Annotated in this window: 18 protein-coding genes; 11 read left to right on the top strand and 7 right to left on the bottom strand. The window is 53.6% G+C overall.

Translation table 11 applies throughout. From position 1 onward, the window contains the following. The first annotated feature begins 266 nt into the window (after positions 1 to 266). The 3 genes from T370_RS24180 to T370_RS24860 all read left to right on the top strand — a co-directional run bounded on the left by T370_RS24180 (position 267) and on the right by T370_RS24860 (position 2,130). Entirely contained in the window at positions 267 to 1,148 is an 882-nt protein-coding gene (locus tag T370_RS24180) for a tyrosine-type recombinase/integrase (RefSeq protein ID WP_081847494.1), read from the top strand. A gap of 427 nt (positions 1,149 to 1,575) precedes the next feature. Continuing rightward, positions 1,576 to 1,869, top strand: coding sequence for a hypothetical protein (locus tag T370_RS0106045; RefSeq protein ID WP_029435108.1), 294 nt, complete (start codon positions 1,576 to 1,578; stop codon positions 1,867 to 1,869). A gap of 84 nt (positions 1,870 to 1,953) precedes the next feature. Beyond that, a complete protein-coding gene (locus T370_RS24860) occupies positions 1,954 to 2,130 on the top strand; it encodes a hypothetical protein (RefSeq protein WP_156034347.1) in 177 nt (58 codons plus the stop codon). A gap of 108 nt (positions 2,131 to 2,238) precedes the next feature. Here the strand turns inward: T370_RS24860 and T370_RS26260 are convergent, their stop codons facing one another. Then, a complete protein-coding gene (locus T370_RS26260; RefSeq protein WP_156034348.1) occupies positions 2,239 to 2,760 on the bottom strand; it encodes an IS5 family transposase in 522 nt (173 codons plus the stop codon). Next, positions 2,690 to 3,052, bottom strand: a complete 363-nt coding sequence (locus T370_RS22715; RefSeq protein ID WP_051643756.1) for an IS5/IS1182 family transposase — start codon at positions 3,050 to 3,052, stop codon at positions 2,690 to 2,692. Before T370_RS22715 ends, T370_RS26260 begins: the two co-directional genes overlap by 71 nt. A 613-nt stretch (positions 3,053 to 3,665) precedes the next feature. Between T370_RS22715 and T370_RS0106055 the strand changes: the two genes are divergently transcribed. Together T370_RS0106055 and T370_RS0106060 are read left to right on the top strand one after the other, a co-directional pair. Then, positions 3,666 to 10,916, top strand: a complete 7,251-nt coding sequence (locus tag T370_RS0106055) for an inverse autotransporter beta domain-containing protein (protein WP_029435109.1) — start codon at positions 3,666 to 3,668, stop codon at positions 10,914 to 10,916. Positions 10,917 to 11,067: 151 nt separating this feature from the next. After that, positions 11,068 to 11,826, top strand: coding sequence for an IS5 family transposase (locus T370_RS0106060; protein WP_029435110.1), 759 nt, complete (start codon positions 11,068 to 11,070; stop codon positions 11,824 to 11,826). Positions 11,827 to 11,987: 161 nt separating this feature from the next. Here T370_RS0106060 and T370_RS23505 read toward each other — a convergent pair whose 3' ends face one another. From T370_RS23505 to T370_RS0106090, 5 genes are read right to left on the bottom strand one after another with little or no spacing between them, the layout of a single operon-like run. Continuing rightward, the gene (locus T370_RS23505) at positions 11,988 to 12,848 is read right to left on the bottom strand and encodes a Rha family transcriptional regulator (protein WP_156034349.1); all 861 of its coding nucleotides are present in this window, start codon (positions 12,846 to 12,848) and stop codon (positions 11,988 to 11,990) included. 49 nt (positions 12,849 to 12,897) lie between these two features. Then, positions 12,898 to 13,314, bottom strand: coding sequence for a helix-turn-helix domain-containing protein (locus T370_RS0106075; RefSeq protein WP_162177133.1), 417 nt, complete (start codon positions 13,312 to 13,314; stop codon positions 12,898 to 12,900). A gap of 20 nt (positions 13,315 to 13,334) precedes the next feature. Further along, positions 13,335 to 13,814 carry a hypothetical protein gene (locus T370_RS0106080; RefSeq protein WP_029435113.1) on the bottom strand — a complete coding sequence of 160 codons (480 nt, stop codon included), beginning with the start codon at positions 13,812 to 13,814 and terminating at the stop codon, positions 13,335 to 13,337. 2 nt (positions 13,815 to 13,816) lie between these two features. Next, positions 13,817 to 14,560 (bottom strand): nucleotide-binding protein, encoded by a 744-nt coding sequence (locus T370_RS0106085; protein WP_029435114.1) that lies wholly within the window; start codon positions 14,558 to 14,560, stop codon positions 13,817 to 13,819. Between the two features lie 12 nt (positions 14,561 to 14,572). Continuing rightward, positions 14,573 to 15,010, bottom strand: coding sequence for a TraK family protein (locus T370_RS0106090; RefSeq protein WP_029435115.1), 438 nt, complete (start codon positions 15,008 to 15,010; stop codon positions 14,573 to 14,575). A 398-nt stretch (positions 15,011 to 15,408) separates the two neighbouring features. Between T370_RS0106090 and T370_RS0106095 the strand changes: the two genes are divergently transcribed. The 6 genes from T370_RS0106095 to T370_RS0106120 are packed head-to-tail and all read left to right on the top strand — an operon-like array spanning position 15,409 to position 22,278. After that, the gene (locus T370_RS0106095) at positions 15,409 to 15,774 is read left to right on the top strand and encodes a plasmid mobilization protein (RefSeq protein ID WP_051643760.1); all 366 of its coding nucleotides are present in this window, start codon (positions 15,409 to 15,411) and stop codon (positions 15,772 to 15,774) included. 17 nt (positions 15,775 to 15,791) lie between these two features. Continuing rightward, the gene (traI, locus tag T370_RS22720) at positions 15,792 to 17,210 is read left to right on the top strand and encodes a TraI/MobA(P) family conjugative relaxase (protein WP_162177134.1); all 1,419 of its coding nucleotides are present in this window, start codon (positions 15,792 to 15,794) and stop codon (positions 17,208 to 17,210) included. Between the two features lie 10 nt (positions 17,211 to 17,220). Continuing rightward, entirely contained in the window at positions 17,221 to 19,149 is a 1,929-nt protein-coding gene (locus tag T370_RS0106105; RefSeq protein ID WP_051643761.1) for a type IV secretory system conjugative DNA transfer family protein, read from the top strand. Further along, complete coding sequence (traF, locus tag T370_RS0106110; RefSeq protein ID WP_034505891.1) at positions 19,124 to 19,621, top strand: conjugative transfer signal peptidase TraF; 498 nt, start codon at positions 19,124 to 19,126, stop codon at positions 19,619 to 19,621. The genes T370_RS0106105 and traF overlap by 26 nt, the downstream gene beginning before the upstream one ends. A 3-nt stretch (positions 19,622 to 19,624) precedes the next feature. Beyond that, positions 19,625 to 22,042: a zincin-like metallopeptidase domain-containing protein gene (locus T370_RS0106115; protein ID WP_029435120.1), complete on the top strand. Its 2,418-nt coding sequence runs from the start codon at positions 19,625 to 19,627 to the stop codon at positions 22,040 to 22,042. Then, positions 22,039 to 22,278 (top strand): hypothetical protein, encoded by a 240-nt coding sequence (locus T370_RS0106120; protein ID WP_029435121.1) that lies wholly within the window; start codon positions 22,039 to 22,041, stop codon positions 22,276 to 22,278. Before T370_RS0106115 ends, T370_RS0106120 begins: the two co-directional genes overlap by 4 nt. The last annotated feature ends 277 nt before the right edge of the window (positions 22,279 to 22,555 follow it).

Raw genomic sequence — 22,555 nt, forward strand, 5'->3', positions numbered from 1 at the left:
ACCTGAAGGGGGCGGAGTGGTTTGAGGGCCGGGAGGGAGGGCTTTACAAGGGCGGGGTGCTTATAATACAAAAGGCGCACCACAAAACCTCAATTTTGGAGGTATGTGATGCGCCTTCAGATGTCTGTTGGCGTCCCCAAGCGGATTTGAACCGCTGTTGACGGCGTGAAAGGCCGTATGTCTTTCTAGCTACTAGTCTTTGATTCTCAAAGACTTTTTTTTTACCTACATGCGAATTTTTCTCTATATACCGCATGAGGTAAGAAATGGCAATACTGAAAGACGCTTGGCAACTTTATAATTCTTTAACTCTTTGTGATGACTCAAAAAAGGGAGTAAGAACCGAACTCCGTAGGTGGGAGCTTCACCTCTCTCACCTCGAACAGAGAGAAATTAGCTCTATAAAAAAACTCGATCTCGCTCGGCTCCGCTGCCATCTCGAAAAAAAGAATTTGAGCCCACAAACCATCTACCACTGTCTGAGCTTGCTCAGACGTGTCCTGTATACCGCAAAAGAATATGAACTCAGCGATACAAAATTGCCATCATTTCCAATGCCTAAAGTAAAAAACCAGAGGTATCGTTTTTTAACAGTAGAAGAAGCCAACCTGCTGGTAACCTGTTTATCAAATAGAAAACTCTTCTCCAGTATGCTTTGGCGTGATTTAACTGTCATAGCATTGAATACGGGGCTTCGGCCAAACGAACTTTTTAATTTAAGGCGATGCCATATTTCACTAAAAAATAAAGTAATATACATAGCTGAAAGCAAGAATGGAGATTCAAGATACATAAAAATGAAACCTGTTGTTGCTTCATTGTGTCATAAATATTTGCCGGGATCGCGTGAAGCATTGCTTTTTTGTAAGAAAAACGGGGAACCCTTTACACAGGCTGGGGCTCCGTTTCGCAGAGCAGTCAAACTATGTAAATTCAATGAAGATATAACCGATCCGTTATATAAAGTCGTTTTTTATACTCTCCGTCACACCTTTGCAAGTTGGTTGGTGATGCAGGGTGTTCCCCTGTATAGTGTAGGAAAAATGCTTGGACATAAAACAACGATAATGACACAAAGATATGCTCATCTTTCGCCGGATTATATGCACTCGATAGATAAGCTGCCTGATTTTGATATAAAAATATAGCCATCAGGTAAATTCAACCGGCACTTCAAATAAAGGAAGGGTGCGCCAGTGGGCGCATCTTCCGTGCCATCGCTCGAAGACTCGCTCTGTCACGGAAGCAGACCCGACCTTTGAAATGATGAAAGGCAGGAGAAGGAAGGGGTTGCGCGAGTACGCGCAACTTCCGCGCCTTCACTCCCTGTGGTCGTTCAGGCACGCAAGCAAGCCCGTTTTTCCCGAATACTTTTTTCCGGCGTTAAGACGCCTTTGAAGCAGAACCCCTCCGAGGCCTTCTCCTTTTGGTGAAAGACCTCGGAGGGGTTCTGTCTGAAAAGGCAGGTCTCAACTCCAGAGGAAAAAAGCTCGGAGAGGGGCGGGGCAGAGCAAAGGCGGTGACGAGTCGCTGGGCTGCCAAAAAATAAATGCCATAAACAAGTTGGAGGGTTCCATGAAGCAGGGCGATATGTTGGTAAGCAGTTGGGGATATGAGCAGACGAACGTCGATTTTTACGAGGTGGTGAAGGTGACGGCGAAGACCGTAACGCTGATTCCCATCGAACGAAAGGTGCAGCTCAAGGGTTTCATGCGGTATGAGGCCACGCCGATTCCGGGGAGCGGGAAGGGAAAGGCGTTCAGGAGACGGATTATTGATTGTTTCGACGTTCCTGCGTGTCGGATCACAAGCTACGCCATTGCGAGGCTGTGGAACGGAGAGGCACAGGAAGGTTCATCCTATGCCTGAGTGAAGGGAGGCCGTTCCGGAACCGGGACGGCCCTTGCTCTGGACGGGGGCAGGGAAAATGGTTAAGGTAATAACAGGAACAATATGACTGAAAAACAAAAGATTGAAGCTGCCAATTTTATTGCGGGGTGGCTTGATAAATTGAGTGTTGGATGCCTTGTCGTTGGTTTATTTCAACCTTCACACATGGTTGGTGGGATTATTGGGAGCATGGTCTGTTTTTCTGTTGCTGTAGCAATCAAAATATGGAGTGTAAAATGAGTTTCAACGCTGCTATTGGATGTATCGTTGGATTGGCTTTGCTAGCTGGAATTGTAGGTTTTTTTCTGACCCGCAAGCATTCTTAGAGAATGTCCGGCATACACCTTGCTATACCAGTTTTTTCCAAAGGATACAGGCAAAAGCAAGGTAAAGTAGTCCCATAAAATTGACGAGGTAACAACAGTAGCGAGTGCGTAAGCTCCGAAAACCCTTCAGCCAGGCAAATGTCCGTTCCACTACCCAGCGGCGGGCTGGATTCCTCCGGCCTTCACGGACTTCTTCCCCCCGGCTGCGGATATGTTCCTCAAATCCGTTAACATAAACTTCCTCGCTGACTCGCGGATAATCATACCCCTTGTCCAGACAGAGGTGTCGAACTTCAGCCCCCAGGAACCAGCCGCCCATTTCCCGAGATTTTTTCAGCGTTGCTCCTATCAGGCGGCTGTCATGCACATTGGCGCCTACAGCCGTCACTCCCAGAGGAATACCCTGACCGTCCACATGGAGATGGATCTTGCCGCCACTTCGCCCTCTATCCGTCGGGTTGCGTCCGAGGCCCTCAGCCGCTGATTTTTTGAGAGCGCGTCGGCGCTTGCAGCAAGGTGCCGTCCATAGCTTGCCATTGGGCATCTACGCCGACCTTTTCCCCATATTCCGCAAGAAATATGCGAAAAATCTCCGCCATGACACCGGCTTTGTTCCAGCGTTGGAAGTGTTCGTGGACAGTGCTTTTTGAGCCATAGCAGGCGGGAAGCATGGCCCATTGGCATCCGCTCCGGCATTTGTAGAGAATCCCGGCAAGAATCGTGCGCTGTGAAAGCGGCTTGCTACCGCCACTTCTTTTTCGTTTGAATGGGGCAAGAAGAGTCTCGATACGTTCCCACAGTTCATCAGGCACATCGCGAAAGTCTGTCTGTTTCATGGGACGAGCTTACCAGATTTTTTTAGAATCAAAAATCATGCCGGATATCCTCTTAATAACGATGCATTATATACGGAACTGACAGGATACATTGCGCAAAATCATCAGCCATATTCTGGAGATTTGTTCTCCGGATTTGCTGACCGATTTATGGACAAGGATGAAACAACATTCGTCTTTATGACAAAAGATAGAGATATATTTATCTATTTTTTGGATTATCGCCACTATGAAAATCATAAGAAGTCGTATCGAGACGGCTTATGAACATACGGTGAGCTGTTCCGGACATGAACGTTCTCATGCCGGAAACATGAAACAAGTGCTCTGAGGAAATGGCTTTGACGAGCTGGAGCGACACGTTTTGAGGTTTTGGTCGAGGATGCAAGAGGGAAAAAGGTACGGGGCCGAATACGGAAGAAGGAAGAAAGCGTCGCCTTCTCCATCTTCAACTGCGGCCCGCCGTCTGCCGCCATCAAGCGTGTTCCTCTTGGGTGGACACGCCCTTTTCGTTTGTTCCGGGTTTTATGCGAACCGGTGGAGGTTCGAATCTTTCTTACACCATGAGGGAGTCGCCTCGTGGCCTTTTTTGTTGCCTTGAGGAGGCGTGGCGATGAAATCTGGCTTATACGGCAAAATTCGTATTGTTCTGGTCTGGATGCTGATTTTTACTCTGGCGTTTCCCGCGCCGTTGCTCTCGGGAACCGTTTCAGATCCCAACGAAATGGTACTGCGACGGCTGAACAGCCCCGAGCGCGCGGCGGCCTCGGCAAGGATGCACGAGGAATACGCGAAGCAGCAGGCGGAACTGGCCGCCTCGGAAGGGAAGGGAAAACCGACCTCGAAGGCGGAGAAAAAGCCTTCCGCACCGCCGTCCGGCAGTCTTGTTGCCGGTTCCGGCATGACTGACATACAGGAAAAGACTTCTGCCGGAACCCTACAGGACTCCGCTCCCCGTTCCGCCACGGAAGTCCTCTTCAATCAGGGGGCGTCCCTTGTGGGCCTGCCTGGTCTTGCCCCACGGGAAGGCGTGGACGGCTCCAGGGATGAGGGCAGGGGCTTCCATCAGGACGGCACGGTGCGCAAGGCCGAGCCGGACGGCAAGCGCCGCGCTCCGGCACATATGCGCGCCGCCGTGCCGGGGCAGAAAAACGCTCTCGGCCTGTATGACGATGCTGCGCGGCTTGAAGACCTTTCCTCTTCCGGGGGAAAGATTTCCGGGCAGTCCTCGCGGGAGTTCGACAATCTTGACCCCAATGAACTGCTGCTGAATCGCGGCCTGAACTACGGTTCCGGCATCGTGAACTCGTGGGGTGAATCGGTTCTGTCCGGCCTTGTGGACGGCGGACGCGCACGCCTGAACTATCGTCTCGACAGCGACGGCGACGTGGCCGGTGAGGGCGACGCCCTGTTCCCCTGGTATGACGGCACCTATACCACCGTCTTCACCCAGATCGGCGCACGCAGCATGACCGACGACGAAAAGACCCGCTGGATCGGCAACTTCGGTCTGGGGCAGCGCTGGTTCCCCTTCGCCTCCGGGGAAATCGGCTCTCCCGATTACGATGCGGGCACGATGATGGTCGGCTACAACGCCTTCTTCGACTACGACTTCACCCGTTCGCATCAGCGGGGTGGTGTCGGCGCGGAACTGCAATACGACTGGCTGCGCCTGTCCTCCAACTACTACTTCCCCCTGTCGGACTGGAAAGGCTCCTATGACTTCGACAGTTCTCTTGTGGAAGAACGTCCGGCCGAAGGATGGGATGCACGCATCAAGGCGTATCTGCCCTTCTACCGCAACGTGGCGCTGACGGGTTCCTATTCCCGCTGGTACGGCGACAACGTGGGTGTGTACGGCGCGAGCGATCTGGAAAAGAATCCCCGCGTCTGGTCCTACGGCATCGAATACACGCCGGTTCCGCTGGTTTCCGGCTTCCTGCGCCAGAAGAGTACCGAACACGGCCGCACGGACACCGAGTTCGGGCTGACCTTCAATTACCATTTCGGCATGTCTCTGGAGGAGCAGACATCTCCCACCAAGGTGGCAGAACTGCGTACCGTGGGAGGTTCCCGGCATGAGTTCGTGGACCGTGAAAACAAGATTATTCTCGAATACCGGGCCAAGAACGCCTTCCGCATCGAATATGTGGGCAAGGCCGGAACCAACCGTTTCAACTTCCGTCTGGTGAACGGCTTCGACAGAACCGTGTCCGGCCAGATGGTTCATGCCAGCGTAACCGACGCCACCTTCCCCAACGGGACGGACTTCGCCACATTCATCACCGGCGGCAACGGCGAGTTCACGCTGGCGCTGGATACGGTAACGGCCACCCCCGTGCCCGCCACCATTCAGGCCGGGGAAACTACCGGCAACTTCAATCTGGATGCGGAGCTTACGGCCCTCGACATGAAGGCCAGCCCGAACACCCTGACCCAGCACAAGGCGCAGAGTGTGACCTTCACCGTCACCCGTAAGGACGGTTCACCCATGTCCGGGGCAAGCGTAGCCTTCGATTCCAGCGCCGCCTTCACGGGACTGTCGGGAACATATACCACGGACGGCAGCGGGAATTTCACCGTACCGGGTCTGACCGCCGTTCTCTCCGGGGAACAGTCGCTCTCGGCCAAAGTGAACGGCAAGACCACGGCCAAGACGCAATTCACCGTCACGGCGGCGACCTATGTGCTGACCGCCGACAAGACAGCTCTGAACCAGCATGAACAACATGACGTCACCTTTACCCTGACGCGCAACAGCGAGACCGTACCCGGTCTGAGCGTACTGTTCACGAAGGGCGAAGGCTTTGCCAGCCTGCCTGCGGACGCGCAGGCCACCGACGCCAGCGGGCAGTTCAAGGTCACGGGCCTGACCCCCATCCTCTCCGGGCAACAGGAGGTTGAAGTATCGATAAACAACGAGGGCACGGCGAAAAAAGCGTTCAACGTCACGGCGGCCACGTACAATCTGACCGCAACGCCCGATACGCTGGTGCGGTATGAAGGTCAGAACGTGACTTTCAAACTCACGACCGCCAACGGTGCGGCAGTACCCAACGTTTCCGTAACGTTCACGGCCAACTCCAGTTTCAACAACCTGCCCACGACGGTGCAGACGAATACTGGCGGGGAGTTCACGGTATCCGGGCTGATGGCTCTGACCGCCGGTTCCCAGTCCGTGGAAGTCACCGTGGACGGGCAGAAGGTCAACGCAACGCTCACCGTCAACGAGGCCACGTACAATCTGACTGCGACGCCCGATACGCTGGTGCGGTATGAAGGTCAGAACGTGACTTTCAAACTCACGACTTCCGGCGGTGCGGCAGTGCCCAACACTTCCGTAACGTTCACGGCCAACGCCAATTTCAACAGTCTGCCCCAAAGCACACAGACGAATGCTGGCGGGGAGTTCACGGTATCCGGGCTGACGGCTCTGACCGCCGGTTCCCAGTCCGTGGAAGTCACCGTGGACGGGCAGAAGGTCAACGCAACGCTTACCGTCAACGAGGCCACGTACAATCTGACTGCGACGCCCGATACGCTGGTGCGGTATGAAGGTCAGAACGTGACTTTCAAACTCACGACTTCCGGCGGTGCGGCAGTGCCCAACACTTCCGTAACGTTCACGGCCAACGCCAATTTCAACAGTCTGCCCCAAAGCACACAGACGAATGCTGGCGGGGAGTTCACGGTATCCGGGCTGACGGCTCTGACCGCCGGTTCCCAGTCCGTGGAAGTCACGGTAAACGGGCAGAAGGTCAACGCAACGCTCGCCGTCAACGAAGCCACGTACAATCTGACCGCAACGCCCGATACGCTGGTGCGGTATGAAGGTCAGAACGTGACCTTCAAACTCACGACTTCCGGCGGTGCGGCAGTGCCCAATAAAAGCGTAGCCTTCACGGGCAACTCCGCCCTTGAATTGAGCACATCGACGGAGACCACCAACGCCAACGGGGAAATAACGATTCCCAACCTCCGCTCCATGGATCTTCAGCCGAAGACCGTGCAGGCCAGCGTGGATGGTCAGACTCTCTCCGTGCAGCTCACCGTCTCTCAGGGCGGCTTCAATCTGGAGGCGAATCCGACCGCTCTGCTCCAGCATGAGCAGCAAAACGTGACCTTCACGATCAAAACGGACAACGGAACACCCATACCCAACGCGAGCGTAACCTTCGCGAACACTACCAATTTCACAGGTCTGCCCGGAACGACGACTACCGACGCCAACGGGCAAATCAGGGACGTCAGCCTTACGGCCATAGAGTCCGGCACGCAGACCGTGCAAGTCACCATGGACGGCCAGACGGAAAGCGTCGAGTTTGCCGTCACGCCAGCCACCTACCAACTGAGCACAAGCGATACCCTGCAACAGTGGGAAGTGGCCAAGTCCGTGACCTTCACCCTGATGACCGGCAACAACACGCCGGTGCCCGACGCTAAGGTAAGCTACACCATCAGCAACCTCGGCGGCGCTGACATTGCGAACACGACCCAAACGGGCAACGACGGCACGTTTACGGTCAACGGTGTTGCGACCAAGCTCAGCACTGCGGCGAACGTTACCGTCACTGTGGATGGAAAACAGGCCACCACGACCATTACTGTCACGTCCGCCAGCTACTCGCTGACTACGACCGACAAGCTGGAGCAGCGGGAAGATGCCAGGCCCCTTACCTTTACCTTGAAGACATCTCCCAACAACACGCCGGTAAGAGATGCTGATGTCTCGTATACCATCAGCGGCCTCGGCGGCGCGAACGTTACGGGCACGGCCAGAACGAACACCGACGGCACGTTTACGACCGACCCCGTCGCCACCACGCTGGAGACCGTGGCCGTTGTGGATGTCATCGTGGACAACGAGAGGGTATCCGGAACCATCGACGTGACACGCGCCGTCTATGAACTGACCACCAGCGACAGGCTGGAGCAGTGGGAAGGTGAAAAGCCCCTTACCTTTACTTTGAAGACTTATCCCAAAGGCACGCCGATAAAAAATGCTGATGTCTCGTATACCATCAGCGGCCTCGGCGGCGCGAACGTTACGGATACGACCAGAACGGACGCCAACGGCACGTTCACGATCAAACCCGTCGCCACCACACTAGGGACCCAGGCCACTGCGGAAGTCCTCGTGGATGGAAAACAGGCACAGGCGTTCATCAGCGTCACTGGCGCGACCTACGGGCTGTACGCCGACCCCGCAAGTCTGACCCGGTATGAACCCACGGACGTGACGTTCACGCTCAAAACCACCAAGGGAACGCCCGTACCCGGCGTGAGCGTGAGCTTTACGGCCAACGACAAGCTGGGCCTGTCTTCCCAAACGCAGACGACCGACGCCAGCGGTCAGATTCAGAACGTCAGCCTGACGGCCATAGAGAACGGTCAGCAGACCGTGGCCGTCACCGTGGATGGACAGACTCCCTCCGTGGATTTCACCGTCTCTCAGGGCGGCTTCAAGCTGGAGGCGAATCCGTCCTCTCTGCTCCAGCATGAGCAGCAAAACGTGACGTTCACGCTCAAAACCACCAAGGGAACGTCCGTACCCAACGTGAGCGTGACCTTTGTGGCCAACGCCGATCTCGGCCTGACTGCGGTCACGAAAACGACCGACGGCAGCGGTCAGATTCAGGACGTCAGCCTGACGCCCGTCAAGGATGGTCAGCAGACCGTGACCTTCACCGTGGACGGCCAGACGGAGACTTCGTCCATCACCGTCACCTCCGCGACCTACGACCTGTCCGTCAGCCCGCAGACGCTGATTCAACATGTGGGCACGGACGTGACCTTCACCATAAAACGCAATAACAAGACTGTGTCCGGCCTTGCCGTGACCTTTGCGGCCAATCCTGATCTCGGCCTGAGCGCGGGAACGAGGAACACCGACGCCAGCGGTCAGATTACACTCAACCTCACGCCCACGGCTACGGGAGCGCAAACCGTACAGGTCACTGTGGACGGGAAGACGCTGACCACCCAACTTCAGGTCGATCCTCCGAGCTATTCGCTGGAGACAAGCGATAGCCTGAGCCAGTACGACTCCGGGGATGTGACCTTCACGGTAAAACGCAACGGACAGATCGTTTCCGGCCTTTCGGTGGTCTTTACGGCCAACGCCGATCTCGGCCTGAGTGCGGTCACGAAAACGACCAACAGCAGCGGTCAGGTTACGGTCACAGGACTGAAATCCGCCACCGCCGGACAGAAAACTGTGGAAGTTACCGTTGATAGGCTGGGCAAGGCCGACACGAAGCTCACCGTCGCGGAGGCGAGTTTTATCCTGACAACGGTTTCTCAAACGCTGACCCGGCATGAACCCGGAGGAAGCGCCGAGTTCCGGATTACGACGCAGGCGAAAGGTTCGCCCGTGCCCGATACGCAGGTGAGCATAGCCGCCAACAGCGTTCTTGGGATGTCCTCCGCCGCGAACCTGCGCACTGACTCGGACGGGAAGTTCACGCTGGGCAATCTGACGCCCACGCTCTCCGGCGCTCAGACGGTCACTGCTACTGTGAACAACAAGTCGGTACAGGGGAGTGTCACTGTCGCCAAGGCCCAATACCAGCTTGCCATCACCAGCAGCACCAATCCGATTCAGCACGAACCCAACCAGACAGTAACCTTCAAGCTGACCACCACAAATGGCCATCCCGCGTCCAATGTGCAGGTGACGTTCGCATCCAACAGCAACATCAGCGGTCTGACAGGGCCATACACCACCCAGGCCGACGGCAGCTTCACGGTAAGTACGCTGACGGTGAAAGCCCGCACGGCGCAACAGGTATCCGTGAATGTGGATACGAATGAGGGGTCGGCCAACACGAGGCTTAACGTCACCCCTGCGCAGTATAAGCTGAGTACGAGTGATACGTTGATTCAGTATGAACCCGGCAATGTGACGTTCACGCTGGTCACGTCCTACGATACGAAGGTGCCCGGTCTGAAGGCGACCTTCACGAACAACTCCAACTTCAATCTGCCCACGGATACGCAGACCACCGGAGCCAACGGTCAGTTTACGGCCACACTTACAGCCACTGGTTCTGGAGACCTCCCCATAGCCGTGACTGTAGACGATGGAGGCACTGCGGACATGAGCCTTCACGTCAAGGAGGTTACGCTCGGTATAACCAACGTCACCGGAGGTGGGGAGTTCGTTTCCGGGAAATCTACAACAGCGACGTTTACGGCGCAGATGTTGGCGGACGGGGAGCCGTACACATACACGTCCACTCCGTCCCAAGTGACCTGGAATTTGGGTACGGTGGACAACAGTCCCAACAAGGCGGTGATGGACTCCCATAAGACTAAGAAGACCGGCCTTGCTTGGGGAACCAACGCCCCCGGCTCTTCGGCTGGCGATGAACTGACCAGCTCTACGACATCCACGCTTTCCGGCAGTACTGGTGCTCAAATCCAGCTTACGGACATCATGGGACAGCGTAAGGTGACGATGGAGGCCGAGGTTAGCATGTACGGTCAGAAGTTCTCTGGAACGAAGGAGTTTACCTTTGGTGCAGGTCCTCTGAGCGTGTTTGCCGGAGTGCCCAAGGGGACTATGACCTGGCTGGATGCTGTTTCAGCCTGCGGAGGCACCGGGGATCTGAACACCGCTGGTTATCAGCGTTCGACCAATCTCCCCACTGAGGAGCAGTTGAAGGCTGTAAGTAGTACCGGCAATTATGCCTATCTGGCTGCTGGCTGGCCGGATGATGGCAATGGCTTCGGCTGGTTCTGCTACTGGACCGGCGAGGCGGACGGCTACGGCAGCGACGCCAGGGGCGTCGACCTGGACCGTGGCTACGACAGCTGGGACTACGCCGCCTTCGACTACCCCGTAGCTGTCTGTCTCCCTTGAGGGCCTTAAAAAGGGGCCGTCCTCCCGTAAGGGGAGACGGCTCCGCTTGAATTTTTAACTTTGGCTCTTGACTAGGGTGTGTCTGCAAACCCTCTTCACGAAAAGGGGGAAGTCAGGTTAGGTAAGGTTTTCATCGTGTTACGACAGGGAAATGTGCTACTATGACATCCCTGAAGACCTCTGGCTCAGGCTTGAGCCCATACTGCCAACAGAAGGTTCTCCTCGTGGAGGGAGACCGACTGGTGACGTCAGAAACTTTCTCAATGCTGTACATTGGATGCTGCGAACCGGCTCTCCATGGCGAGCTTTGCCAGAGAAATATGGTTCGTGGAAAACCGTATATTCCCGATTCAGGCGTTGGCAGAAAAGAGGATATCTGACTGCTATCCTTAAGCTTCTTACCTTACAGGCTGACATGAACCACATCATGATTGATGGGACATACGTTCATGCTCACAAGCATAGTGCCGGAGCTCGACATACCTCTGGAATCAATCAGGCTCTCGGCCGAAGTCGTGGCGGCTTTACTTCCAAAATTCATGCGGTGGTGGATGCTCTCGGTAATTTGCTGGCTTTTACTGTCACGGCAGGACAATACTCCGAGTATCCTCAAGCCAGTAACCTTCTAATCCAGTATCATAACACAACAATTCTGGCCGATAAGGGCTATGACAGCAGGAGTCTCATCGATGCGCTTCACCAGCAGGGATGTGAAGCAGTTATTCCCTCCAGAAGAACGAACCATCATCCCCGTACCATTGACAGGCATCTCTACAAGGAACGTCATCTTATTGAGACGTTTTTCAACAAGATCAAAGAATATCGTAAAATTGCAACTCGTTATGACAAGCTGGCAGAAGTTTTTGCGGCCTTTGCATGTCTGGCTGCTTCACTTATCTGGCTTCGATAAGAGGTTTGCAGACACGCCCTAAAAAGAATCCGGCATGAAAGGGGACTCATGCCGGATTAAGGAGAAAAGGAAACAGAAAAGGGGAAATGAAAGACAGTGGATGATTCCGTCATTCATTAAGCTGTAAATAATGCCTGATCCGCCATTGGCAAGGGGGGAACTCAAATTTTAATTCCATAATGGGAGATGCCTCCCCACAGGGCAAAAAGAACTTTCAAACCATCCAGATCGGAGGCAATGCCCTCTTGGAGGGAAATGCCGCACTTGTTTTTGATGTAGGTCTGGATGTCTCCTCTGGTGAAGTCGGATGAATGGTTCCAAAAGCTGGCGAGGCCGTTTATGGCGGCAGTATACCGAGGCGAATTCTGTCCTTTTTCCGTATTTTTTGAGGAGAGAAACATCCGCTTCGCCACGGAAAAGACGGCATTCCTGTAGTCGGACTGGCACATGTCTTCCAGACTGGCGATATGGAAGAAGGCGAGCAGTTCCTTGAGAGCGTCTTCAGGCTGACGATCCTGGAGAAGACATTCCATGTTGAGGAGTCCCATCAAAGCTTCTGTCTGGTTCCTGGTGAGTTTTCGTGCGGATCGGAATTCTTCAGGCTTCTCCCAAGGTCTGGGGGCGGGCTGTTCCTGTTGTTCCAGATTTTTCTGCTCAGTCAGTTCTTTTTGGCGCTGGCGCTCCAGTCGCTCAGCTTCCTTTTGGCGCTGCTGTTTGAGAAGGGCGGCTTCCATGGCGTTGAAGGCTTCAAGGAAGCGTTCCTTCCATGCGGCGGCCTTTTTGCCGGTGAAGCCCATGGCCAGGAAGGCGAAGCCGTCGCGAGTGAGACGGTAGGCGGGATATTCGCGTACACCTATACCTAAGTCCCTGGAATATTCGTATAGCGCAAAATTGCGCTCTACGAATTCAGGGGAACATTCCATATTGGAAATGGCCCTTAAGACATCCTTGTGCTCCTTGCCGAATGCCTGAGCAATAGCCAAAGAGGTGGTGAAGGGCACGCCATCTTCGGCCTGAATCATGTCCTCAATGGTGGGTTCGAGGACTTCCTGAGTTTCGGTGGTGGGGATTTCAGTTTCCGTCATGTTCGTCTCCTTCCTGAGTATTTTCTTGCTGTTCCGTTTTTTCGCGCTGTTCCGCATCCAGTGCCATCCATTCCTTGACGATGGAGATTTTATGGGACGGAAGGACAACATTGCTGAGGGAACGATAGCCTCTGGGGAGTTTCGCGGAGGTCATTTTAGCGTGACCGGTTCCCCAGAGTTCAACCCATGCCTGCCATTCGTAGGATTCATAAGGCTTGAGCATCATGGGGAGGGGAATCGAAAAGACCTCTGAGATCTTTTGCATGGTTTTGATGGTAGGATTGCTTTTGGCGCGGACGAGATCGGTGATCACGGCGCTGGAGACCCCCGCCTTTTCGGCGAGTTCCTGCTTTTTCATGCCGGTCTCTTCGAGAAGCCGGGCCACATGCAAGCTGAATATCATATTGTAATCCATAATTATCCTCACAGTAGAAAAGAGAGAATGGCAATATAGCCCACACCGAGTATGGCGTTGGTTCCTATCAAAGCCTTGACCAGAGGATCACGCAATGGGGCGCTGATTCTGGGAACGGAAGCGGCAATGGCGTCGTTGATGGCCGTCTGAAAGAGCTGTTTGGTCTTTTCCTGTTCTTCTTTGGCGTTGTTTTTCAAAATATTCAAACATTCTTTAAGATATTCTTCTGATTTGCTGAAGGTGGCGTTCATGATCTTGTTGACACGTTCTTTGCTTTCCTGATCCCATGTCTGATAGGCTTCCTGATGTTCTTCATGAAGTTTTCTGAACTGTATGGTTGCATTTTGTATGAGCAGTGCATGGTCTTGCAGCAAATCCTTTTCAAATTGTTGAAGGATAGTATGCAAGGCGCAAAGAGGATCTTTTTTGTCAAGGATTATCTCATTTTCTTTTGATACCTTGGCAATATATTCTTCAATACTTTCCATTGTTAGACGATCCTCACGGCGTCCAGCATTTCGAACAATTGCTTTCGTATGAGTTTGACGCGATGGACGGTCATAATATCATACCCACTTGGAGCGGGATTTACATCACACACCTGATGGAAGCAAAGCCTGTCCTTCTGAATTTTTGCGAATGAAATGCCGAAGGTATCTTTCGGAAAGTCAGGAAAACGGAGAATTCCATAGAGACGTTCCTTGCATCTTTCGAACATGGGTGACAGCTCGAACAGTATTCCATCCTTTTCAATCTTGCCGAAGAAGGGATTAAGCCAGAGAATGATATGAGCCCTGTCTCCAAAACGCCTGATAATGTCGTTCATTCCACGAATGGTTTCTTCCATATTGTCGCCGCCTACAATGATGACATGGAATGAGACATCAAAGCCCAATTCTTTAAGTACGGAAATAAAGTCATTTGAGATCAGATACTCAGACAGTGCGACGTAGCTTGAAGTACCGTTGTCAACGACGAAGTGGCAATCTTCCTGCGACTGCATGAATATTTGGGCAAAGTTGTCGAATTTTGTTTTCTGGATGTCGTTTCCCTCCATGATGTCCATATAGAGTACGTCAAGCGCCGTGTATTTATTGAGGGTAGGTGTGACCGGATCGCAGTCGATGCATTGGGTTTTGATGTTTTTGCTCATGAGGTATTGGGCGAAGACGTAGCTGAACAAAGATTTTCCTGTTCCGCCCTTGGGATTCAAAAAAAAGTGGACATGCGGCATGGGGGATGCTCCTTAAAGGAATGAGATTTCCTCATCGAGGTTACGAGTGAAGGTAGGGAGGTTGTGGTCGCCGGAATCGTATGGTCCTTTTCTTGGCGTATCCTGATTCTCCTGATTCTTTTGGGATGCCTGTGTCTGGGGCGCGTTTTGCGGGTTTTCCGGAGCTGGCGTGTCTTTTTTTTGCTGGCGTTTTTTTTGAGGATTGAAATGGCCTTTGGGGGCTGGAGAAATGAATTTTGAACAATGCTTCAGAAAGGCACTATATGTACCTGGATAGTTGCCATTTTCTTTAAGAATGGCCCATACTTCGCTGCGTTTCCAGCCGCTGCTGAGAGCTTCTTCGATCTGCTCTTTCTGGGAAAGAAATAAGGCTTTTAATCCAACAACTTCTCCGGATATGGATCTCTTTTGTGCATCAGTCTCGAGTTTTTGGATTAGTGTATTTTCCATTTTATGCTCCTGATTCGACCCAAAATGAGGATACAAAAGAGGAAAAATTGATGCAAGTAGCGTAGGAAGAAAATTTTTTATATATTTTCAAAAAAAGTATCCTTTCCGTTTTTTTCCTTTTTCGTCCGTTTTTTGTCCGCTTTTGTCCGTTTCCTTCCGTTCCTGTCCTCTTTTTTCTGTTTTTTTCCTGTAAAATCAGTTTTCTTCCGTTTTTGTCTGTTCTTGTCCGTTTTTTTCTTTTTTTGTCCTTTTTTGGGAGTTTGCCGGAAAAGGAAGGAGAATATATGACGAGGAAAAAAGGGCAGGATGTGTAGCGTGGGCCTACGCCCCCGCTACGTTCCCCTTATTCGCACGGAGTGCTCAACGGGAAACAACCATCCTGCTCTGCGAGGCTTTCGATGGAAACACCGAGACGGAAATTACAGCCGATCAAAGTCTATTGCAGCGTTGAAGAAAGAAGACTGATTGAACGCCAGGCGGAGACGGCAGGCGTGAGCGCCTCGGAATATCTGAGAAGCGTTGGTCTCAATTTTCCGGTGAAGAGCCGCGTAGATCAGCAGGCGGTAAAAGAGATGCTGAAAACGCGAGCGGACATGGCAAGGGCGGGAGGGCTTCTCAAGATGATCTTGAAAAATGACGAGCGGCTTATCGGGTATACCGGGGAGCAAATCAAGAAAAAGACCGTCGAAATGCTGGGTGAAATCGAAGTAACCATGTCCAAATTGACCTATGTCTGTGAACAGATATTGAGAAATAACATATGATAGCCCGCCGAATTCCCATGCGGAACGCATCCAAAAGCCGAGTCGTCCGGCTGGCGAAGTACCTGGAGGACAAGAAGAGCAGTTCTCGTGTCCAGGACGTGACGATAACGGGATGCTACAGCCCGGATGTAGAGGGTGCGGCCCTGGAGATGATGGCCGTACAGGCGGAAAACAGACAGGCAAAGAGCGATAAAACATATCACCTTATCATCAGTTTCCGCGAGGGAGAGCGTCCGGATCGTGACACGATTACCGCTATTGAAAAGCGTTTTTGTGAGAATCTTGGCTATGGCGAGCATCAGCGTATTTCCGTTTTGCACGGCGATACGGAAAACCTCCATCTGCATGTTGCTATCAACAAGATCCATCCAGAAACATTAAGGATTCATGAACCGTACTATGACTATAAGACGCTGGCCAGAACATGCTCGCAGCTTGAAAAGGAGTATGGGCTTGAGGTCGATAACCATACTTCCCGGAACAGGGGACGCCCAAGCGTGGCGACCAGTATGGAGAAGGCAGGAGGCCTGGAGTCCCTGACTGGCTGGATACAGCGCAATTGTCTGTCTGATTTGCAGAATGCCAAAAGCTGGAAGGAGTTCCATCATGTGTGTCTGGAGAATGGGCTTTCTCTACGGGCGCGGGGCAACGGTTTTGTCTTCGTGTCCGATAAGATTCATGTGAAAGCCAGTTCCGTGGATAGGGGATTATCCAAAAAAAATCTTGAAATGCGTCTTGGATCTTTCGAAGAATATCATGAAAATCTCGTTATGACAGCCAAGGTTTATCGAAGAAAACCCCTTGCGAGAGGTCATGAAAAATTATGGCGTGCCTTTCAGAAGGAAAAGGCCGAGTCTTCCGGTAACAGGCAGCAAATACAGGAAGATAGACAGAAAATGTTTGACAGTGCCCTGCAAGACTTCAGGCTCAGAAACTTCCTGATCAATCAGATGACGAGCGGGCGTGTGAACAAGATGATCCTTTATTATCTGAGCCGAAAGAAGTTGCGGCAACAGGCAAGAAAGGATCAGTGGATGGACTGGTTGCGTGAAACAAGCCGCGACAAACGGAATCCGCAATCGTCGGAAGCTCTGGCCCTTTTATGTTCCCGGAAAACTTCGGGGAGGGAAGAGGGCGGTTATCTCAGCGGTATTGAAAAGGAACCGCTGGGGATGCCGGAAGTCGTCACGCGCAAGGGAACGCGCATTTTTTCAGGGAATATCCGGGAGCGGGATGGGCGAATCCTCATACCGAATAACCCGACTCCCCGGGAAATTCGGGAGCTCAAACATTTTGCGGAAAAGCACCTCGATAAGGTTGCCGTTCACGGCGATGCTGAATTGAAGGGACTTTTCGGAGTTACCGGGCGCAAAACGCAGGCAGTCACGAAAAGCCAGTCGAAAGTACGAGACATGGACAGCGGCATGGAGCGTTAGGAGGCGCGGCATGAAAAAGCGGAATGCGGAACCTGCCGTCATGCAGGAGCAGAGAGGCGGAAGTTGGAAACAGCGGTTATTCGTCCTGTTCTCATTATTTGCCGGCCTGAGCGTGGCGACGCAGGTTTTTGCCCATCAGTATGGATACGGCGAATTCCTTGGCCCTCAAGTCAATGGCATCTATCCCCCTTGGGGCATACTCGTATGGGGAAGCATGGCGTATGATGCCGCACCGGGGATGTTCATAGGAGCGGGCTCGGTTGGGTTGTTCGTTTCTGGTGTCCTTTTGCTTATGAGCCTGTTTGTTCGTCTTGTTGCCGCGAATACCGGACAGCGGAATCCGTACCTGCACGGTTCGGCAAGATGGGCCGAGGAAGAGGAGGTGAAACATGCGGGACTGATGACCGACGAAGGCGTATTTGTGGGGGGCTGGAGGGGAAAACGGGAAAAGCGTTACCTGCGACATGACGGAAACCAGCATGTCCTGTGTTTTGCTCCTACACGTTCGGGCAAGGGCGTATGTCTCGTCATTCCTACGCTGCTTACGTGGATGAGGAGCTGCGTCGTCACCGACATGAAGGGGGAGCTTTGGGCGTTGACCGCCGGCTGGCGGCAGAAATACGCAGGCCAGAAGGTGCTGCGCTTTGAACCGGCTTCTCCGGAGTCAGTCAAATGGAACCCTCTGGATGAGGTCAGGCTCAAGACGAAGTATGAGACGGGAGACATCCAGAATCTTGCCACGCTGCTTGCTGATCCAAACGGCAAGGGACTGGACGGGGGGGATTCTTCCGCACACTTCACGAACTTATGTCGTTCGTTGCTGACAGGTCTCATAACCCATGTGCTGTATTTACGGGAAGAGAACCGGGAATTTGACGCATCTCTGGGAGCCGTTGATGCACTTCTGTCTACTCCGGAATCGAGTTTGCTCGAAGACGAATTTTGGAAGGCAATGCAGGAGCACAAGCACCGGAAGAACGAGAGCACCGGACAGATGGAGTCCCATCCTCTTGTAGTCAAGTGTGCACAGGACATTATCAATACGCCGACGAAGGAGCGGGGCTCGGTGCTGAGCACGACGCGCAATACGGTTGCCCTCTACAGGGACGACATCATCAGTAAAAATACGTCGGTTTCCGAGTTCTGCATCAAAGATCTGATGAATTATGCCGATCCGGTGACGCTCTATATTATTACGGAAGAGACCGATAAGGAGCGCGTCAAGCCGCTGTTTCGTCTGCTTTTGGCGATGATCTGCCGCAAGCTCGCGTCAGGCATGACGTATGAGAAGATTGGCGAGTCACGTCGCGCCAAGTCTCCCAATACGCACAAGCTGCTCATGCTCATCGACGAGTTTCCGAGTTTCGGAAAACTCGAAGTCATCCAGAAGTCCTTAGCCTTCCTGGCGGGCTATGGAATACGGTTCTACCTGATCGCTCAGGATCTGGCGCAGCTCAGAAGCAGGGAAGAGGGATATGGGGAGAACGAGGCCATTACTTCGAACTGCCACATTCAGGTGGCGTTCACGCCGCAGAAACTTGAGACAGCCAAGTATCTTTCCCAACTGACAGGGCAGACGACGGTATCCTATGCGGAAATTGCGATGAGTGGCAGCCGGTTGAGCCTGTTCCAGTCAAATATGACAAAGACCTACAGAGACGTATCGCGTCCATTGATGACCGAGGACGAATGTCTGCGTATGCGCGGTCCGAAAATGAAAGGCGATGTGATGATCGAGGGAGGGGACATGCTGCTGTTTTACGCGGGAATTCCAGCAATACGCGGCATTCAGATACCTTACTTCCTCGATCCCGTGCTCCAGAAGCGTTCATGCGTTGATCCGCCCGTGCGGACGGATGTTACGATGGTGCCCAAAAAGGAGAAGGCGGTCCAAAAGACAGTAGAGGCCGAAGATGCCGAAACTTCCTTTGCTTTGTAGCAGCGCGATTCTGGTTCTCGCTTTCGCCCAAGTGACGGCCAGTTTTTTTGTCATCAACACCACGAAGAGTTTTCCCCCAGGCATCTACATGAAGACGCATGGCCCCGTACATCGGGGAGATCTGGTTCTCGTCTGTCCGGAAGACAACGAAGTGAACAGGTATGGCCGAGACCACGGGCTTGTTTCCTATGGCGTCTGTCCCCATCGGTACGGATACCTGATCAAACGGGTTGCAGCCCTAGACGGCGACCATGTTACATTTTCCGATGAGCGCGTGCGGGTGAACGGCATTCCTCTGGAGAACAGCGCAAGACAGCCATCCATCCCGTCCCGCGTGGATGGCAGCGTCGAGCTGCATGAAGAGGCTCTGGTCATGTCCGAACATCCCCTGTCTTTCGACAGTCGCTATTTCGGCGTTGTGAGCGCCGATGCGATATGTACGCCTTTAAAACCCCTTATCACATGGGAGTAGTTTATGGCCAAGTCAGAAGATCACTATACGCGAGTGGCCGAACAACTGATCGAGAAGCTGAAGGAGGGCACGGCACCGTGGCAACAGCCCTGGGATGCCGGGGGGTACGGCTCACGCCCCATGAATCCGACGACGGGCAAGCCGTATCGCGGCGGCAACATGTTGTACCTCATGATGCAGGGCCACGGCGATCCGCGCTGGATGACCTATCGGCAGGCGCAATCCGTCGGAGCACAGGTCAGGAAAGGCGAAAAGGGGACGCCGATTATTTACTGGAAGTTCGAGGAGGAGCGAACGGTACGTGGCGACGACGGCAAGCCGGTCAGGGATGCGGACGGAAATGCGGTCAAGGAAAAGGTGCAACTGGAGCGCCCGCGCAGTTTCATCAGCTACGTGTTCAATGCGGACCAGATTGAAGGCCTGGAGCCGCTGCTCACACCTGAGAAGCCGCAGGGGTGGGCGGATGTGACCAGAGCGGAGAAGCTCCTTGAGGCTTCTGGAGCGAAGATCGTCAACCGAAAACAGGCCGGCGCGTTCTACAGGCCGGGAGAGGATGCCATCTATTTGCCGCTGAAGGCGCAGTTTTCGGATGAAGTGGGCTACTACTCGACCGCGCTGCATGAGCTTGGCCACTGGACCGGACACGAGACCAGGCTGAACAGAGAGTCCGGGCCGTTTGGGAGTATTTCCTATGCGAAGGAAGAGCTGCGGGCTGAGATCGGCAGCATGATGCTTTCTGCCGAGTTAGGTATTGGGGTGAGCGTCGATTCCCATGCCGCGTATGTCCAGAGCTGGATCAAGGTGCTCCAGGACGATCCTCGTGAAATCTTCAGAGCGGCGGCTGACGCTGAAAAAATTTGCGATTTCATCATGGATTTAGAGTTGACACAGGAACAGCGCCTGGAAAGACAGACCGAGCGGGAATCCTTTGCCGATGCCACGCCGTTCATGGACGACAAGGTGCAAGATGCCGTATCCCGGAAGGAAGGGACGGTATCGAGGGAAGTGTCATCTCCGGAGAAGGTTCGGGAGCGGATATATCTGAATGTTCCGTACAGGGAAAAGGATGCGGCCAGCGACCTTGGCGCAAAGTGGGATCGGAGAGAGAAAAGCTGGTATGTCCCTGAGGGAAAGGACGTGGAGCCGTTTGGAAAATGGCTCGGGAGAGATGAATCCATGCAGGAACGGAAGGCGCAGGACCCTGTGACGGAGGAACGCATCTACCTTGCGGTAGCGTATCAGGAGCACTGGGCGGCGAAAAAGGCCGGCGCGGAATGGGACAAGGATGCCCGCAGTTGGTATGTCGGCCCAAAGGGTGACATGGAAAAGCTGAAGAGATGGCTTCCGGAGAACGTCAAATCCCAGCAGATGCCTCCCATGTCGCCACGAGAAGAATTTGGCGAAACACTGCGGAGCCTTGGATGCGTCATCGAAGGGGAGCATCCGGTCATGGACGGCAAAGCGCATAGGATCAAGGTAGAGGGAGATCGCGAGGGAGCGCAGTCAGGATTCTATGTTGGCCATATGGATGGCCGGCCAGCAGGTTATGCCAAAAATAACCGGACGGGCGAGGAAATCCGCTGGAAATCGCAAGGAGCCGTTCTGAGTACCCAGGATCGGGCAGCGTTCAAGGCGACATGTGAGCGCAAACAAGCTGAGCGGGCAGCGGCACAGTTGCAGGAGCAGGAGAACACAGCGCAGCGAGTTGCGGGACAGCTTTCGTCCATGCGGGAGAATGTGGACACGCCCTATCTTAATAAGAAGGGGCTGGGAGCGAGAAAGGGCGTCTTCCTTGGTGAGGACGGGAAGACCACCTGCATTCCGGCGTTTGATGTCGATGGGAAGCTCTGGACCATGCAGTACATTCAGGAGGACGGGACGAAGCGGTTTGCGAAGAATGGCCGTAAGGAGGGGTGCTTCACAGTAGCTGGAGGAGGCATGGACGCCCTGCGCAATGCCCCGGCCATAGTTATCGCCGAGGGCTACGCTACGGCGGGAAGCATCTCTGATGGCATTGCCGCTCCGGTCGTGGCCGCGTTCGACTCTGGGAATCTGATGGCTGTTGCGAAGGCCCTGCACGACAAGTATCCTGACAAGGCGGTGATCGTCGCCGGCGATGATGATCAGCATCTTTTGGATAATCCCAGGGTACGTCGGAATGTAGGGCGGGAAAAGGCCGAAATGGCAGCCGAGGCCGTGGGGGGGAAGGCTGTCTTCCCCATTTTCGCACCCGGAGAACGGGAAAAGGATTGTGCGGGGTTTACGGACTTCAATGATTTAGGGACGAAAAGCAAATTCGGAATGGCGGCGGTCGAGCGGCAGCTCAAGCCGGCGATAGAGAAGGCGATCACGGAAAAGGTCAAGGAACTGGAACGGAATAAGCAACAGGAGCGGTCCCGCTCCGAAGGAATGGAACGATGATGGAAGAACGCGAAGTGACTCAGGAACAGGCGGAAAAGTGGATCAGGGAACAGTATCAGCGCCCAGACGAGGATACGGCGGCACGGGAGGTACTGGATGCAAAGTGTGCGGAACTGGATGTGCCGGGGCACGAGGTGGAATTTGATCCTGATGAGGCTGAATTGTGCGGGGCGTTCAGAGAGGATGCCCTTGATGAGGAAGATGCCATCGAAGCAGCACTGGATCAGGAGATCTAGTGTTAGAAACTGAAGAAGCGAGCGATAGCCATGATGAAGAAATTCGTGGGCCAGTTTCCGGCCTATGCCATAGGCGTCTACCTGGCAACAGGCCTCATGGATGGAATATGGAATCCTCTGCACTGGAGTGGAAAACAGTGGGCGTCGGCTGTACTGGCTGGACTTATCGTTTTAATTGGTGCATGGGGATGGAATCGCTGGAAAGCGAAACGTGGGTAACGCATCACTGTCCATATTCCGGGACCTTGCATAGGTTTTAAAAGGGAGGGGCGCACTG

This window comes from Bilophila wadsworthia ATCC 49260, assembly GCF_000701705.1.
Taxonomy (GTDB): Bacteria; Desulfobacterota; Desulfovibrionia; order Desulfovibrionales; family Desulfovibrionaceae; genus Bilophila; species Bilophila wadsworthia.

What these genes read in the sequence shown, in the direction of transcription:
- T370_RS24180 (WP_081847494.1), top strand. Translation starts at nt 267, where the DNA reads ATGGCAATACTGAAAGACGCTTGGCAACTTTATAATTCTTTAACTCTT.
- T370_RS0106045 (WP_029435108.1), top strand. Translation starts at nt 1,576, where the DNA reads ATGAAGCAGGGCGATATGTTGGTAAGCAGTTGGGGATATGAGCAGACG.
- T370_RS24860 (WP_156034347.1), top strand. Translation starts at nt 1,954, where the DNA reads ATGACTGAAAAACAAAAGATTGAAGCTGCCAATTTTATTGCGGGGTGG.
- T370_RS26260 (WP_156034348.1), bottom strand. Translation starts at nt 2,760, where the DNA reads ATGCCCAATGGCAAGCTATGGACGGCACCTTGCTGCAAGCGCCGACGC.
- T370_RS22715 (WP_051643756.1), bottom strand. Translation starts at nt 3,052, where the DNA reads ATGAAACAGACAGACTTTCGCGATGTGCCTGATGAACTGTGGGAACGT.
- T370_RS0106055 (WP_029435109.1), top strand. Translation starts at nt 3,666, where the DNA reads ATGAAATCTGGCTTATACGGCAAAATTCGTATTGTTCTGGTCTGGATG.
- T370_RS0106060 (WP_029435110.1), top strand. Translation starts at nt 11,068, where the DNA reads ATGTGCTACTATGACATCCCTGAAGACCTCTGGCTCAGGCTTGAGCCC.
- T370_RS23505 (WP_156034349.1), bottom strand. Translation starts at nt 12,848, where the DNA reads ATGATTCAGGCCGAAGATGGCGTGCCCTTCACCACCTCTTTGGCTATT.
- T370_RS0106075 (WP_162177133.1), bottom strand. Translation starts at nt 13,314, where the DNA reads ATGATATTCAGCTTGCATGTGGCCCGGCTTCTCGAAGAGACCGGCATG.
- T370_RS0106080 (WP_029435113.1), bottom strand. Translation starts at nt 13,814, where the DNA reads ATGGAAAGTATTGAAGAATATATTGCCAAGGTATCAAAAGAAAATGAG.
- T370_RS0106085 (WP_029435114.1), bottom strand. Translation starts at nt 14,560, where the DNA reads ATGCCGCATGTCCACTTTTTTTTGAATCCCAAGGGCGGAACAGGAAAA.
- T370_RS0106090 (WP_029435115.1), bottom strand. Translation starts at nt 15,010, where the DNA reads ATGGAAAATACACTAATCCAAAAACTCGAGACTGATGCACAAAAGAGA.
- T370_RS0106095 (WP_051643760.1), top strand. Translation starts at nt 15,409, where the DNA reads ATGGAAACACCGAGACGGAAATTACAGCCGATCAAAGTCTATTGCAGC.
- traI (WP_162177134.1), top strand. Translation starts at nt 15,792, where the DNA reads ATGCGGAACGCATCCAAAAGCCGAGTCGTCCGGCTGGCGAAGTACCTG.
- T370_RS0106105 (WP_051643761.1), top strand. Translation starts at nt 17,221, where the DNA reads ATGAAAAAGCGGAATGCGGAACCTGCCGTCATGCAGGAGCAGAGAGGC.
- traF (WP_034505891.1), top strand. Translation starts at nt 19,124, where the DNA reads ATGCCGAAACTTCCTTTGCTTTGTAGCAGCGCGATTCTGGTTCTCGCT.
- T370_RS0106115 (WP_029435120.1), top strand. Translation starts at nt 19,625, where the DNA reads ATGGCCAAGTCAGAAGATCACTATACGCGAGTGGCCGAACAACTGATC.
- T370_RS0106120 (WP_029435121.1), top strand. Translation starts at nt 22,039, where the DNA reads ATGATGGAAGAACGCGAAGTGACTCAGGAACAGGCGGAAAAGTGGATC.